The organism is Terrabacter sp. P5_B1 (assembly GCF_056400505.1).
Genome location: NZ_JBFULD010000069.1, coordinates 1 through 14,283, shown reverse-complemented (window position 1 = coordinate 14,283; position 14,283 = coordinate 1). Strand labels below are relative to the sequence as shown.

Genomic DNA, 14,283 nt, shown 5'->3' with positions numbered 1-14,283 from the left:
GCGTGCGCCCACCCCCGACTTCACGGCATACGACCGCGAGGACGTCGAGGACGGCCCGGCCGGCGGCTACTGGCCCGAGGAGGAGTGGGACGAGGAGGAGCCCGCCCCCCGAGAGGGCGACCCCCGGATCGGCCTGCCGATGCGCACCGGGCTGCTGGCCGCGGTCAGCGCCGCCTGGATCGGCGCCCTCATGGCGTGGCCGGGCATCGCCGTCGTCGCGCTCGTGGCCCTGTCCGCGCTCGCCCGCGCCACCGACCGCTCCGTCACCGCCCTCGTGCTGCGGCGCTACGACTTCGGGCGCCGGCGCAGTGACGTGCCGTTCGCGGTCGTCTCGAGTCCGTGGCACCTCGTCGTCGGCACCATCGCGACCGTGGTGGGGCTGCTGCTGCCCGTCGCCGTGGCGCTGGCCGGTGTGTTCGCCACCGCCCTGCTCCTCGCCGGCACCCAGGGCACCGAGCTCGGCCCCGGCGCGCCGATCAGCCTCGCCGTCGGCGGCGTCCTCAGCCTGCTCATGCTGTGGTGGGGGCCGGGTGGTGCCTCGCTCCGGCGCGGGTCGCGCTCCATGGTGCGGCGCCTCGTGCCAGTCGGCCTCGCGTCCCAGATCGTGGGCGGCCTCCTGCTCGTCCTGGGCCTCGTCGCTGCCCTGGTGGCGCTGCGACACGGGGCGAGCCTCACGTGGAAACCCTTCTCCGGCAGTCCATTCGGTCGCTGACGACTGGACTGCTGCGACCTTGCCGCGGTTCGGCGGCGCCTGTGGACCCGGCCAGCGACAGCTGTGTCGCCCCAGTGCGCCCTAGCGCACCCGTCTGACCAGCGGCTCCGAAAAAAGATCACGGAAGTGTCTCGGCTTGGGTTGTGCGACGTGACAACCTCACGTACCGTCAGTGCTCGGCGGAACCCGGCCTCTGGCCGGAGCGGGAACTGCACCCTTGGTTCCCGGCTCGCTTCGTCGCGTCCGGCTCCACACGTACGCTCCCACAACTTCACATGGACACCCATCAATCCGTTTCCCTGAGCGCGCCGAGCCTCGCCAGCCAGGGATGTAGCCCACACCCGTGGGCCGGGCGAGGACGGGGGACCCAGTGTGGCCAGTGAGTGCATGTGTGTCGAAGCACGTGTCAATGAGGACGAGACCTGGCCTTGGGGTGAAGTCGCATCTGCGACGGGGCACCTGACGCCCCAACCCGACAGCTAACCCCGCAGGCGCGCGTCAGGAAGGAATCACCACCATGCAGTACCTGTCCAAGCATGCTGCCGCCAAGAAGATCTCGGTCAAGCAGCGCATCGCGGGAGTCGGCATCGCCGGAGCGGCCACCCTCATCGGCGGACTGGCCACGGCCGGATCGGCCAAGGCATCCTCGGTCTGGGACGCCGTCGCTGCGTGTGAGTCCAGCGGCAACTGGGCCATCAACACGGGCAACGGCTTCTACGGAGGCCTGCAGTTCACGCCGAGCACGTGGAGCGGCTTCGGCGGCACGGCCTATGCCCCGCGCGCCGACCTCGCCTCCAAGGCCCAGCAGATCGCGATCGCGCAGCGCGTCCTCGCTGTCCAGGGCCCAGGCGCCTGGCCGGTGTGCTCGGTCCGCGCCGGTCTGACGCGTGCCAACGGCGGCGCGACGTCGAGCCAGATCACGGTCTCGCGTTCCACCTCGCGCGCGCCGCTGACGACGACGAGGAAGGTCACCACCTCGACCTCGACCGTCAAGAAGTCGGTCAGCAAGAAGAAGACGTACGCCGTCGCGCCCGCTGCCAGGAACACGGCCAAGGGCGCCCAGATCACCGTGCACAGCGGTGACACCCTGGGCAAGCTGGCCCAGCGCTACCACGTGGCCGGTGGCTGGATGGCCCTCTGGAAGGCGAACGGAGCGCGCGTCACCAACCCGAACCTGATCTTCGTGGGTCAGACGCTGCGTCTTCCGTGAGTTTTTGGTACAACTGAGCCGGACGGCCCCGCGCGACCAACCCCTGGGTTGCGCGGGGCCGTTTTCTCGTTCCCGGACGTCGAGCTTGTCGCACTTGTGACGCGTGGCCGGGCCCTCGGTTTGCACGCATGCCGCTCGGCTCGGTTACGCTTTCGCCCGTCCGCGGCGCTCGCGCTCGGGCGTGCTGGCGTGGCGCAATTGGTAGCGCACCTGTCTTGTAAACAGGCGGTTAGGGGTTCGAGTCCCCTCGCCAGCTCTCTGACCAGCACAAACATGCTTGGTGCTCGGCTCCTCACCCGGTCACCCACTTCTTTGCCCACCTTTTTCGCGTGCCGGCAGGATCGTCAGGGGATCGGCTGACTCCAAGGCCGCGAGCACTCGTGGGTCAGCGAGACCGCGACCGAGGTAGACGTCCAGCGACATCGACACCCGCGTGTGCCCGAGCTGGTCGGCGATCATGCGACCGGTTGCGCCCATCTCATCGAGGACGGTGGCGGTGGTCTGGCGCCAGGCGTGCGCGGTGACCCAGTCCAGGCCGACCGCCTCGCGCGCCTCCTGGAGGAAGCGGCTGACGTTGCGGGGGTCCCGGAAGTCACCGTCGATGGTGCCGAAGACGGGTCGTTCGGGGTCGTAGAGCGTCTGAGCGCGTCGCTGGAGCATCGTGACGCACCAGACCGGAAGTCGCAGGCGCCTCTGACCCGCCTCCGATTTCGTCCCCTTGCGGATGAGGCCTCGGCCGGTGACGCGGATGAGGGTCGAGGAGACCGCGATCGTGGCCGTATCGAAGTCCACCTCGGACCAAGTGACCGCCAACGCTTCCCCGATGCGGAGCCCGGTTGCGAGGAGGAACGCGGGCAAGTCGAGCAGGTCGCGTTCCATGGCCTTCTGGTTGCCAGCGACGCCGATGAACCACTGTGTGCGCTCCTCGACCGTCAGTGCGCGAGGCTGTCGTTGCGGTCTGACGCGGAGACGTTCGACCTCTCGCGCGCAGCTGCTTGGTGCGTTTGCGCCACTTGGGGACCCCTGTAGTCAGGTCGGCCCGTGTGGTGCAGCCGCTGCGTGTCGCGGAGAGCCAGAACGGGAACGCGGGCGTACCCTGCCCAACTCGGCTCTGGGCCAGATGCCGCGTCCACCGCTCGGTCAAGGCGGTGTCCAACCCGAAGCCGCCGCGACGATCCCGCGCCTGGCGCCATTGCGCCGTTGAAGCGCGTATGCGCCTATCCCACTTGCCGAGGGGCGTCCGGGTCGCCAGGAGGACCTGCGGGGGATCCCTCGTTCTGTCAGACTCGGGTGCATGGGTTGGCTGGAGTCGCTGRGGCCCAGATCCGGTGACGCAGAGCGGCGCACCCCGTCGGCGCTGGAGGCTGCTGGCCGTCAGCATCCCGGTCCGATTGGCCGAGTCGTGCTTGACATCGCGCTCGAGGGTCTCGGACCGATCCGGTCGGCGGTCCGGGTCGCCGAGGCCGCGCTGCGTGATTCCGAAGATTCCGAGGAGGCCATCGAGGCGCTGGTGCGGGCTCATCTCGCTCTCGGCGCTGTGGGTGGTTTCTTCACCGGCGTCGGCGGCTACGTGACGCTGCCCGTCGCGCTGCCGGTGAATCTTGCAGAGTTTTACGTCATCGCCACTCGCATGGTCGGGGGCATCGCCGTTGTCCGCGGCTACGATCTGCGCCAGCCTGAGGTGCGCACCGCGGTGCTGCTGACCCTCGTCGCCTCGCGCTCGGACGAGGTGCTTGCCAAGGAAGGCTTCGGAGCCGGCACGCTGTCGCGGATCGGGCTGCGCCGAATGCCGCCGGGCGCATTGATGCTCGTCAACAAGGCCATCTTCTTCCGCCTGCTGCGGCGCGTGAACAAGCGCCTCTTCTGGAACCTCGGCCGCGGTGCGCCGCTCCTGGGCGGGGGCGCCGGCGCCGCGTTGGACTGCTGGATGATGGCGCGCATCGCCGGACAGGCCCTGGTGGAGTTCCCGCGTCTGGACGCGCATGCTCAGTGAATATGGTGAGCCCGGGCCTCGTGGCTGGAGATGTGGCGCGTTCGATCTCGCACGCTCGGCCGCATAGATGACGCACTCATCTGACGCTCGTCGCTGGACGTCCCACCATGCCGTGGACAGGTCGACGCCGCCCTTGGCCGGACGTTCACGTTGATCGGTGACCCGGTGAGGGTTTTCACGGCAGTCGCGGTGCGTCACGCTGCGAGTGTGACCTGATGAAACCAAGAAGACCGGAAGGAAGTCGTGGCATGCGCACACCCCCGCTGAGATCCCGCCTCATCGCCGAGGCACTCGGCACCTTCCTGCTCGTCTTCGGCGGCTGCGGCACCGCCGTCTACGCCGCAGTCTTCCTCCAGCCGAACGCCGGCGGCGGCGCCGGGACCAGCGTTCAGGTCGGCGTCGGTCACGTCGGTGTGGCCCTCGCGTTCGGGCTGACCGTCATGACCATGGCGTATGCCGTGGGCCACGTGTCCGGCGCCCACTTCAACCCCGCCGTCACGATCGGAGCCGCGGTCGCGCAACGCTTCCCGTGGAAGGACGTCCCCGCCTACGTCATCACCCAGGTGGTTGCCGGGCTGCTGGCCGGCCTGGCCCTGTGGGGGATCGCAAGCGGCAAACCCGGCTTCGAGGTGACCGGGAACCTGGCAGCGAACGGTTACGGCGAGCACTCGCCCGCCGGATACAGCCTCATCTCGGTGCTCTGCGCCGAGGCGCTGCTGACCGCGTTCTTCCTTGTCATCATCCTGGGGGCCACCGATGACCGGGCGCCGATCGGGTTCGCGCCGTTGGCAATCGGCCTCGGGCTCACGTTCATCCACCTCGTCTCGATCCCGATCAGCAACACCTCCGTCAACCCTGCCCGCTCCACCGCGGTCGCCTTCTTCAACGGCAACGGTGCACCCGGGCAACTGTGGGCCTTCTGGGTGGCACCCATCGTCGGTGCAGCGATCGCCGGCGCCACGTACCACCTGCTCACAGGCGTCGACCGACGCTCCGAGGAGATCACCGGCATTGTCGACCCCAAAGACCTCACCGGCAGCTAGAACTCAGCGGGTCCGGCGACCTTCCGCGTTCCAGCAGGGCCGCAGTAACACCCCGGCGGCCTCGGCAGTGGATCCTGCTGGCGGCGCGGACAAATCCGACTGACGAACATCCGCTCAAGCCGGCTGCCCGTGCGTGTCGCATCGCGCTTCAGCAACAGCTGCTAGTGGCCATCAAGACAGGACGCAGAGTCAGAGCTCGTGTCCTGTGTCACCTGGTGTGCGGCATCGGTGCGCCACCTGATGCGCGACATGGAACACGGATCTAGAGGAGCGACCTTGAGAGCAGAGCCCGGCAGGACTAGCAGCAGGCGATGGCACTTGGGGCGACGTCAGCGGCGGCTTCGGTGCTGCAGGAGCCGGTGGCGTCGGACGACTCTGGGCCGCTGAACGTGATGCTGTCTGCGAGGACCGTGTAGACCTCCCACCGCTCGCCGTTCGGGGTGCCCTCGACCCAGAACTTGTCCTGCTTGGCGAAGCAGCACGTCGTGCCGCGCTCGTCGATGGTGGCGAGGCCATGCTCGGACAGTCGGGTCTGCTCGGAGTCGACGGTGTCGACGTCGGCGACCTCGACGCCGAGGTGGTTGATGCTGCCGCCTTCTCCGGGGTTCTCGATGAGGACGAGCTTGAGCGGTGGCTGCGCGATGGCGAAGTTGGCGTAGCCCGGCCGGACTTTCGCAGGCTCGGAGCCGAACAGAGCGGAGTAGAAGGTGATCGAGGCCTGCAGGTCCTCGACGTTGAGGGCGAGCTGGATGCGGCTCATGGGGTAACTCCTTCAGAAATCGATGAGCGTCGATGTGTAGATGGGTCGAGGTTGCACCTACTCATAGACATCTGTCAATATCGATGCGTGTCGAACTCTTCGATGTTGACCTTGACGCCCGTCGAGGCCGTGGCGTGCTGCTCACCGCTCAGCCGTGAACCGATGAGCCAGGAGGCTGCCGAGCTGATCGCACCGCTTCTCAAGGCGCTGGCCGACCCGGTACGTCTGCGCCTGCTCTCGCTGGTGGCCTCGCATGAGGGCGGGGAGGCGTGCGTGTGCGACCTCAACGACGCGTTCGAGCTGTCGCAGCCAACGATCAGCCACCACCTCAAGGTGCTCCACGAGGCCGGCTTGCTCGAGCGGGAGAAGCGCGGCGTCTGGGTCTACTACCGCTCCAGCCCGTCCGCACTGTCCTCGCTGGCGACCCTGATCTCCGGCACCGCCTCGTGAGGTTGCGACAGAAGGTCGCGGCCGAGTTCGTCGGCAGCACGTTCCTCGTCGCCGCCGTCATCGGCTCGGGTATCGCCGCCACCCGGTTGTCCCCGCACGACGTCGGCCTGCAGCTGCTGCAGAACTCCGTCGTCACCGGCGCCGTCCTCGTCGCACTGATCCTGGCGCTGCACCCGGTCTCGGCCTCGTTCAACCCGGTCATCACCGTCCTCGAGCGAGTCCTCGGGACGATCCCCTCCCGAGTGGCTGCCGCCCTCATCGGCGCGCAACTGGCCGGGGCCGCGGTCGGCGCGGTGGTCGCGAACCTCATGTTCGACCTGCCCGCTGTCTCGGTGTCCGGTCACGTCCGCTCCGGCACCGGGCTGTGGCTCGGCGAAGTCGTCGCGACGCTCGGCCTGGTCGTCATCGTGTTCGGCACCCTGCGCGGCACCGACCACAGCCGCGTCGCCTACGCCGTGGGCGGCTACATCACCGGCGCGTACTGGTTCACCAGCTCCACGTCGTTCGCCAACCCCGCCGTCACGATCGCGCGCACCCTGTCCGACACCTTCGCCGGCATCGCACCCGCCAGTGTCCCCGCCTTCGTCCTCGCCCAGCTCGTCGGCGGCGCAGCCGGACTCGGCGTCGTCGCCGTCCTGCACCCCCGACGCCGCGGCGCCGCAGCGTCCGCTGCCTGAAAGGCAACCTCTAATGACCGACGCGACCACCACCGACCGACCCACCGTCCTGTTCGTCTGCGTGCACAACGCCGGCCGCTCACAGATGGCCGCCGGCTACCTGCAGCACCTCGCCGGCGACCGCATCCAGGTACTGTCCGCCGGATCCCAGCCGGCCGAACACGTCAACCTCGTCGCCGTACAGGCCATGGCCGAAGAGGGCATCGACATCACCACCGAGAGCCCCAAGGTGCTCACCGACGCCGCCGTCCAGCGGGCCGACGTCGTGGTCACCATGGGCTGCGGCGACGCCTGTCCCTTCTACCCCGGCAAGCGTTACGAGGACTGGGTCCTGGACGACCCTGCAGGCCAGGACCTGGCGCACGTCCGCCCCATCCGCGACGAGATCCGCAACCGCATCCAGACGCTCATCAACCAGCTCACTCCCGATGAGGAGGGGTGATCAGATGACGGCTCGCCGTGAGCTCGTTCAGGCGTTGTGGACGCCGCTGAGTGTGAGCTGGTGGCGGTGGTACTGATAATGCTGGGTGGCGTAGTGCAGGACGTCCTGGATCGTCATGTAGTCCTTGAAGTATGGGTCCCAACCGACGGGGAAGTGCATTCCGCGGGCTAGCTGCTGCTCACTGGAGCGTTCAAGCGTCCGAATGAGGCTGGCGGTCACGCGGTCCATCACGCCTTCCATCCCTCGCCGCCGCAGCACAGTTGCGCCGCCGAGTGAGCCGACGTAGTTAACGACGTGGAACTGGCGGGTCGCGGCGTTGAGTCCGGCGGCGAACTGACGCGACCATGACGCCGGGAGGCGCGCGAAGACCCCCACCAGCCAGAGCAAGTTCCGCACGAGCAGGTAACCGAACAGCATGTGGAACAGCAGCTGCTCGTTGGTCCATTTGGTACCTTCGCTCGACTGGCGCAGCTCCCGGCGCGAGGCCGAGTCCAGCAGGGCGTGGAAGTCATCGCGGGCGGCCCCCAGCTCTTGGACTATCGACTCGGGTGTCATGTCTACTCCAACGCCGTGGTCTCTGACGCTAGCCCGCGAAGGCGGCGCGTGGGCCCACGCGGCCGGACTTACTCGTGGCCCCAACCGGTTCTCCGGCGTAATCCACCACTCAGGGCTTCCGACGTCATGTGACGTACCGAGTCGACGAGCGCTCAACGCCGCTGGGCCGTTCGGTGTTTGAAGCCTGTCAAGCATCCCCCGAGACAGGACATCGGTGTTTGAAGCCGCGCCGTGAGGATTTTCTGTACTGGCTCAAGCTGCGCCTCCGGCGCAGAAAAGCGGGGACCCGCGTCGGGGACCCCGCGCTGCGGGCGGCGCTGGCGCGCCGTCCTCGCGCACCCCACCGCCCCCACGCTTTCTACAAAGGCATGGCGGCGCCCGGCCGGTCGGCATCGACCTGACGCGCCTTCTGCGCGGCACCTTGGTGACTCGCCAAGTACGCGTCACTGCGCAGACCCGCGTGGCTGGCGGAGCCAATCGCGGCACCCACCTCTTTGCCCACCTCTTTCGAGTCGAAGCGCCCAGCAGACCCGGCAGCCGACAGCAGAGATCGAGCTCCCGAACACGCTCAGCGCCAAGGATTTCGCCAAGACAACAAGGGCCACCAATAGCCCCGGACACAAACAGGGGGTTAGGGGTTCGAGTCCCCTCGCCAGCTCGGTGCTCGACCCCGTCGATAGGCCCTGACCTGCGGTTTCGCGGGCATGGGGCCAGTTGCGTGGCGAGGACAGGGGTGGACCAGCCAGAAGGGCCGCCGCCCCGCAGGCTCGACGTCGTGTTGACGTCTCGCACTCCCTCCGTGCCTCTTTCCTGTCTGTCCCCTGTCGACTCATCGCTGCCTTGAGCGGCAGGTGCGGCCCTCTAAGGTCTCAGCGCGGTCAGGGCGGCCTCAGCGGCAGACAGCCGTGTCGCGTACGCGGGGTCGTTGGCCCGGTTGGTCAACTCATAAGGGTCGGTGTTCAGGTCGTAGAACTCCTTGAATCCTCGGGCGTACACGATGTACTTGTACTGCTGGCTCTTGACCGCCTGCCAAAAGTTGGTCCGGCGGGGGCCCTCCATGAAGACCCACGTCCGGGCAAGGGTGGCCTGCGGGTCGGTGAGGAGGGTCTTCAGGCTGAGGCCGCGGGCGCCCGGCATGGTGGTGCCTCCATCGCGATGGTCGCGGTGCGCACCGAGGGGCTGCGTGAGCTGACTCCTGACGGTGAGCTCGAGGCCCTGCGGATGTTGGCCGACCGCCGCGACGACCTGGCCCAACGTCCGGTGCAAACGGTGAGCCGACTGCAGCGGCTGCTGTCGGAACTCGTTCCAGGACAACGGAAGCGAGACCTGTCTGCGCTGCAGGCCAACGCGATCTCGGCCTCAGTGCGGCCACGGGACGTTGCCGGGAAGACCCGCCGTCGGATGGCCGCCGAGGAGCTGGGCGACCTGGTCGCGGGCGATGGGAAGCTGAAGATGATCAAGGCCGAGCTGCGAGCTGCGGTCCTGGCTCGCGGGTCGAGCCTGATGGACCTCACCGGTGTCGGACCGGCAGGGGTGTGGCGGAGCACACCCCCGGCGGCTGAGGCTTCGGGGTCCACCTCGACCACGAACGGCGCGATCACAGGCACTCGGGTGGTTGGCCTCCGTTCCAGGCGAAGATCCGCTTGAAGGGTGTTGCCAGTGGCTTTGTGTAACGGCGTCAGCGATTGACCGACAGCCTTGGACAGCGAGGTCGTCGACCCAGCGGTGACCCGCTGACCGTCGTTCGGTCGTCGTCGCTGGGGCTGCAGTCCAGCGACAGGGGGGACCCGGTGGTGGGGATGCGGCCTCGCGACTTCCTCGGATGCCGCTTATCGGCTGGCTCACCCCGATTTGACAGGTTCGTCCCCTGTCGACATGGTAGTAAGACGTAGCGACGCGACTGCCTCTGAGTGCAGTCGCCGGTGAAGCCCGCAATCGGGCGCTTCCCGAGAGTCTAAAGACAGGCCGTCGTCACACCGGGTTCTACGAGCCCGTCGAGACTCCACTTTGAGGACTTCACCTTGTCGACACGCCAGCACGACGACACCACCACCGAGACGGCCATCAGCCACTCCACCGAGACCCGCCCGGCCCGCAAGACCACCGAGCTGATCGCGTACCTCGCGACCGTGCTCGCCGTCGCCATCACCGCCCTGGTGGTCAGCGACGACGGCAACAACACCGCTGACCCGTTCAGCGCCGAGCAGGCCCTGCGTTACATCACCTTCCTGACCATCGGGTACATGATCGCCCGCGGGCTCGCCAAGTCCGGGACGCGCGGACACGCCCGCGACAACCGCTGAGCTCCGCTCTTGCTACGCCCCGCCGCCCGAAAGGGCAGTGGGGCGTAGCGCGTTTCCACCCAGCTCCACGCCGTCGGACCTGGCAGGACAAAGTCCGGCGACGACGGGAAAGGCTGGGGCGAACCGACAACTGTGGGTCCCTGTCCCCTTGAGGATCGAGCACATCACGGGCTGCGGCCGGCCCCCGCGGCAACGCGCCGCGGCGCTTGGCGCACACTTCGTCAGGTTCTAGGTTCCCCGTCATGCCCCCTCCCGATGACGACGGACGCGGACAACCCTCCACCGCGGACGCCGGTACGACGGCGGACGATGACCGGCTGGCGCTCCAGTTGAGCGACTTCGCGTGGCGAGCGCAGTCCGAGGACGACTCGGGCTTGATGCTGGATGAAATCGTCCGGGCGGCCGTGAAGCTGATCCCGGGCGTCGACGAGGCCTCCATCAGCGTGGTCGTCGGGCGGCGCGACGTGACCTCGCAGCACCGGTCGGGCGACCTGCCGGCGAAGGTTGACGCTGTGCAGAGCGAGACAGGGCAGGGTCATGCCTGGATGCAGCCTACGAGCACGAGACGGTCCGCGTGCCGGACATGGCCGCTGAGGACCGGTGGCCCAAGTTCGCCGCTCGAGCTTGTGGGTGGACAACGACGACCTAGGCGCGCTCAACCTCTACAGCCGCAGCGCCGACAGCTTCACGGACGAGTCGGAGCACGTCGGGCGGCTCTTCGCCAGCCACGCCGCGGTGGCCTTCGCGGGCGCCGACAAGGTCCACCACCTCAACGTCGCCCTCGCCCGGCGGGACCTGATCGGGCAGGCCAAGGGCATCCTGATGGAACGCTTCAAGATCACAGCGGACCAGGCGTTCAGCATCTTGGTGCGGGTCAGCCAGGACAGCAACCGCAAGCTCTTCGACCTCGCCGAGGAGCTGGCCCAGACCGGGCACCTCGCCGAGAGGTGATCCCGCTCCCGGTAGCGGCGGCCACCGGAGGGGTCGCAACTGCCCACCGGCACGCCAACGCCGGCCACCCTGTTGAGCCCAGACCGTGACGCTGCCGCCCATGGACCACCGGCCACGGCGACACCAAGCTACCGCTCAGCGGGTCGGGAACGCCTTACGGGGCGGATCCTGCGCAGCGGCGCGCTGCTCCTCTTCGTCATGAGCGGAGGCGGTCGGAGGCGAGAGCMGCCGCGTGTTCAGCTGGTGGCGTCGTGGGACAGCAGGTGCCGCTCGAGCATCGCGGCGCACGTATCCGCGCGATCGGGCAGCATCTTCTTCGCCGCGCTGAGGACCAGCGAGCACAGCTCGAGCGCCTCCCACACCCGCACGCGCCCCTCGGTGACGGGCGCGTGCTCCCGGTAGGCGGCGAGAAAGACCTCGGCGAGGGAGTCGACGCGGAGCGAGCGCGCCTCGAAGGCGGGCGAACCGGGCGCGACCTGGTCGGCCGCCTTGTTGACGGCGGTGTGGCGCACCTTGGCGAAGAACCGCGCGATGTCCACGGCCGGCTCTGCCTGAGCCGCCTTGTCGAAGTCGATGAGGCCGAGACCGCCGTCGTCGAGGAGGAGCACCTGTGCCGGCCGGAAGCTGCCGTGCGCGGGGGCGGCAGGGTCGGGATCGACGTGCCCGCCCGCCTGGCCGATGCGTTTCAAGGCCGTACCGGTGAGCCGGTCCAACCACGGGACGACGGCTGAGAGCCTGGCCTGCTTGGCCTCGACGGCGGCGAGCTCCTCGGCCCAGACCGTCGTCTCCCCGCCGCTGACGCCGCTCGTGTGCAGCGCCGCCAGCCCAGCTGCCGCACCGCGGATGGCGTCGTGGACCTGCGCCGACTCCGTGCGTGCGGCGAACGAGTCGGCGAGGAGCTCCTTGAGGGTGCACCCGTGGTCGAGGTAGGACTGCACCGAGATCCCGAGTTCGTCGACGTAACCGATCGGCTCGGCGATGCGCACTGCGGGACTGGAGCGCAGCGGTGAGGCCCACAGGGCCTCCAGCACGTCGTGGCAGGCCCGACCGTGATCGACCCGATGCACCTTGGCGACGACCGTGCGCGGCCAGTCCGCCGCTGTCTCGGAGGGGGTGATGGTCAGGTCGCAGCAGACGGTGCCGCGCAGGCCGGGCTTGTAGCTCATCACCGCCGACTGGCAGCCGAGGAGCCGCACGTCGTCGCTGGCAGGACGGTAGGCGTGCAGCAGCTGCTCGAGCACGGGTCGCGCCGATGCCTCGTGAGTGATGGCGTCGAGGCCCGGCAGCTGCGCGTCGGCCGACCAGATGTGCAGGTGCAGCCGCAGGTCCGGCAGCCAGCAGGACCAGCCATCGTCGCCGAACCCGGACCCGCCCGCCGTCGTCGGGGGCGCGTCGCCGACCGGGACGAGGGCGCCGTGGGCGGAGATGGTCCGCTGCGCTCCGCCGGGGCCCTCGACCGCCAGCAGATAGGTCGCCGTCCACCGATCCCCGTCGTCTGCCGAACGCAGTCGCGTCACTCGGCAGCCGCTCAGACGCACTGTGCCCGAACGGAACTCAGGGACCTGGTGCCGCAGCGCGCTGGTCACGCTCTCGGGGTGCACGCCGCGCTCGAACCACGTCGGATCCATGCTCGCCCCTCTGTCGTCCCCTCAGGGTAGATGCCGGGACCATCCGGCTGGGCCGAGTTAATTCATTCCGGAGACATCGGGAATTCACCGATGTGACACTGAAAACGCCGAACTCACATTCACGGGACCGGGGGGGCGGCGCCGTGAGCCGTAGTGAGCGCGAGTCAGGGGGTCTCGTGAAACTCGTTCTGGTCACCGGTGCAGCAGGTTTCATCGGGAGCCACGTCGTCGAGCTGTTACTGAGCGACGGCTGGCACGTCCGGGGGGTGGACGCCCTCACGGACAGCTACGACCCTGCTGTGAAGCTGCGCAACATCTCGGGCCTGCGCGAGAACGCGTCGTTCACCCTGATTCGAGAGGACCTGACGACGGCCCGGCTGGGCCCGCTGGTCGAAGGCGTGGATGCCATCGTCCACCTCGCGGCCGAGCCGGGCGTCAGCACGTCGTGGGGCGAGTCGTTCTCGACGTACGTCGAGCGCAACGTCCTCGCCACCCAACGCCWGCTCGAGGCGGCCGCGAGCGGCCACGCCCCGCGCGTCGTCTACGCCTCGAGCTCGTCCGTCTACGGGCCGACGCTGGAGGCGATGAACGAGTCGAGCCGACTGGCTCCGCTCAGTCCGTACGGCGTGAGCAAGCTGGCCGGCGAGTGCCTGGTCGGCGCGTACGCCCACGAGCGGGGCGTCCCCACGGTGTCGCTGCGCTTCTTCTCGGTCTACGGGCCGCGCCAGCGCCCTGACATGGCGATCCACCGCTTCACCGAGGCGCTGCTCGACGGGCGTGAGGTACCGGTGTTCGGCGACCAGGTGCAGCTGCGGGACTTCACCTTCGTCGGTGACGTCGCGCGCGCGGTGGTGTCGGCCGTCGCGGCGCCCGTGCCCTCGGGCACGATCCTCAACATCGCCCGGGGCGCCCCGGTTGCCGTCCCGGACGTCCTCCACATGCTCGAGGAGGAGGTACGCGGCGAGGCGGCCGTTGCCCGCATGCCGCACCGTCCCGGAGACACTGCACAGACCCACGGCGACAGCAGGGCGGCTGCGGCAGCCCTGGGCTGGCGCGCGGCGACGGACCTGCGGCTCGGGCTCAAGCACCAGGTGGCGTGGCACCGCGGGCTGCGCGAGCACCCGCGCGAAGAGGTCGCGCCGCCCGGGACGGCCGAGGGACCCCCGGCATCGCCCCAGGGCGGGTGGGTGCGATGAGCCGTCACGAGCCGCGGATGCTCATCTACTCCCAGGACGGCTTGGGGTTGGGTCACATGCGCCGCACGTCGTTGCTCGCCGCCGAGTTCCTGCGCCAGATGCCCGGGGCGAGCGCGCTCACCCTCTCGGACTCGCCGCTGGGGCAGTTCTTCGCTACCGCCCCCGGTCATGACTTCCTCAAGCTCCCCAGCATCCGCAAGTCAGGTCCCGGGGAGTGGGAGGCGGTGTCGTTGTCGGCGTCGTTCCGGGACGTCCTCGCGCTGCGTCGACGGCTGATCTCCGGTGCGGTGCGAGAGTTCGACCCGGACATCCTCCTCGTCGACCACATGCCGCACGGGGCCATGGGAGAGCTCGTCCCAGCCC

The 14,283-nt window shown here is 68.9% G+C and carries 14 protein-coding genes, 1 tRNA gene, 2 pseudogenes and 1 riboswitch; of the genes and pseudogenes, 12 read left to right on the top strand and 5 right to left on the bottom strand.

Going from position 1 to position 14,283, the window contains the following annotated elements:
• The 3 genes and pseudogenes from AC1DP0_RS07370 to AC1DP0_RS07360 all read left to right on the top strand — a co-directional run.
• A pseudogene (locus AC1DP0_RS07370) lies at positions 1–712 on the top strand (serine/threonine-protein kinase); the annotation flags it as partial.
• A gap of 322 nt (positions 713–1,034) precedes the next feature.
• Positions 1,035–1,223, top strand: a riboswitch (cyclic di-AMP (ydaO/yuaA leader).
• Positions 1,224–1,229: 6 nt separating this feature from the next.
• A complete protein-coding gene (locus tag AC1DP0_RS07365; RefSeq protein ID WP_478083263.1) occupies positions 1,230–1,922 on the top strand; it encodes a transglycosylase family protein in 693 nt (230 codons plus the stop codon).
• 183 nt (positions 1,923–2,105) lie between these two features.
• A tRNA-Thr gene (locus tag AC1DP0_RS07360) sits at positions 2,106–2,178 on the top strand.
• A gap of 44 nt (positions 2,179–2,222) precedes the next feature.
• Here the strand turns inward: AC1DP0_RS07360 and AC1DP0_RS07355 are convergent.
• On the bottom strand, positions 2,223–2,801 hold the full coding sequence (locus tag AC1DP0_RS07355) for a site-specific integrase (protein WP_478083260.1): 579 nt from the start codon (positions 2,799–2,801) through the stop codon (positions 2,223–2,225).
• A 415-nt stretch (positions 2,802–3,216) separates the two neighbouring features.
• On the opposite strand from AC1DP0_RS07355, the gene AC1DP0_RS07350 reads away from it, so the two are divergent.
• Positions 3,217–3,915, top strand: coding sequence for an EcsC family protein (locus AC1DP0_RS07350; protein ID WP_478083259.1), 699 nt, complete (start codon positions 3,217–3,219; stop codon positions 3,913–3,915).
• Positions 3,916–4,163: 248 nt separating this feature from the next.
• Positions 4,164–4,958: an aquaporin Z gene (aqpZ, locus tag AC1DP0_RS07345; RefSeq protein ID WP_478083257.1), complete on the top strand. Its 795-nt coding sequence runs from the start codon at positions 4,164–4,166 to the stop codon at positions 4,956–4,958.
• 298 nt (positions 4,959–5,256) lie between these two features.
• Here aqpZ and AC1DP0_RS07340 read toward each other — a convergent pair whose 3' ends face one another.
• On the bottom strand, positions 5,257–5,718 hold the full coding sequence (locus tag AC1DP0_RS07340; protein WP_478083256.1) for an ArsI/CadI family heavy metal resistance metalloenzyme: 462 nt from the start codon (positions 5,716–5,718) through the stop codon (positions 5,257–5,259).
• A 102-nt stretch (positions 5,719–5,820) separates the two neighbouring features.
• Between AC1DP0_RS07340 and AC1DP0_RS07335 the strand changes: the two genes are divergently transcribed.
• The 3 genes from AC1DP0_RS07335 to AC1DP0_RS07325 are packed head-to-tail and all read left to right on the top strand — an operon-like array spanning position 5,821 to position 7,287.
• Positions 5,821–6,168: a metalloregulator ArsR/SmtB family transcription factor gene (locus tag AC1DP0_RS07335; RefSeq protein ID WP_478083255.1), complete on the top strand. Its 348-nt coding sequence runs from the start codon at positions 5,821–5,823 to the stop codon at positions 6,166–6,168.
• Complete coding sequence (locus tag AC1DP0_RS07330) at positions 6,165–6,845, top strand: aquaporin (RefSeq protein ID WP_478083254.1); 681 nt, start codon at positions 6,165–6,167, stop codon at positions 6,843–6,845. The genes AC1DP0_RS07335 and AC1DP0_RS07330 overlap by 4 nt, the downstream gene beginning before the upstream one ends.
• A 13-nt stretch (positions 6,846–6,858) precedes the next feature.
• A complete protein-coding gene (locus tag AC1DP0_RS07325; RefSeq protein WP_478083253.1) occupies positions 6,859–7,287 on the top strand; it encodes an arsenate reductase ArsC in 429 nt (142 codons plus the stop codon).
• 27 nt (positions 7,288–7,314) lie between these two features.
• Here the strand turns inward: AC1DP0_RS07325 and AC1DP0_RS07320 are convergent, their stop codons facing one another.
• Both AC1DP0_RS07320 and AC1DP0_RS07315 read right to left on the bottom strand, forming a co-directional pair.
• Positions 7,315–7,842, bottom strand: coding sequence for a DinB family protein (locus tag AC1DP0_RS07320; protein WP_478083251.1), 528 nt, complete (start codon positions 7,840–7,842; stop codon positions 7,315–7,317).
• 861 nt (positions 7,843–8,703) lie between these two features.
• A complete protein-coding gene (locus AC1DP0_RS07315) occupies positions 8,704–8,979 on the bottom strand; it encodes a hypothetical protein (protein WP_478083250.1) in 276 nt (91 codons plus the stop codon).
• A gap of 884 nt (positions 8,980–9,863) precedes the next feature.
• Between AC1DP0_RS07315 and AC1DP0_RS07310 the strand changes: the two genes are divergently transcribed.
• Entirely contained in the window at positions 9,864–10,145 is a 282-nt protein-coding gene (locus AC1DP0_RS07310) for a hypothetical protein (protein ID WP_478083248.1), read from the top strand.
• 630 nt (positions 10,146–10,775) lie between these two features.
• Complete coding sequence (locus AC1DP0_RS07305; RefSeq protein ID WP_478083247.1) at positions 10,776–11,096, top strand: ANTAR domain-containing protein; 321 nt, start codon at positions 10,776–10,778, stop codon at positions 11,094–11,096.
• A gap of 236 nt (positions 11,097–11,332) precedes the next feature.
• On the opposite strand, the gene AC1DP0_RS07300 is transcribed toward AC1DP0_RS07305, so the two are convergent.
• Positions 11,333–12,724, bottom strand: a complete 1,392-nt coding sequence (locus tag AC1DP0_RS07300; protein ID WP_478083245.1) for a phosphotransferase — start codon at positions 12,722–12,724, stop codon at positions 11,333–11,335.
• Positions 12,725–12,900: 176 nt separating this feature from the next.
• On the opposite strand from AC1DP0_RS07300, the gene AC1DP0_RS07295 reads away from it, so the two are divergent.
• Both AC1DP0_RS07295 and AC1DP0_RS07290 read left to right on the top strand, forming a co-directional pair.
• Complete coding sequence (locus AC1DP0_RS07295) at positions 12,901–13,920, top strand: NAD-dependent epimerase/dehydratase family protein (RefSeq protein WP_478083242.1); 1,020 nt, start codon at positions 12,901–12,903, stop codon at positions 13,918–13,920.
• Positions 13,917–14,283: pseudogene (locus AC1DP0_RS07290) on the top strand (hypothetical protein); the annotation flags it as partial. The gene AC1DP0_RS07295 and the pseudogene AC1DP0_RS07290, both read left to right, overlap by 4 nt.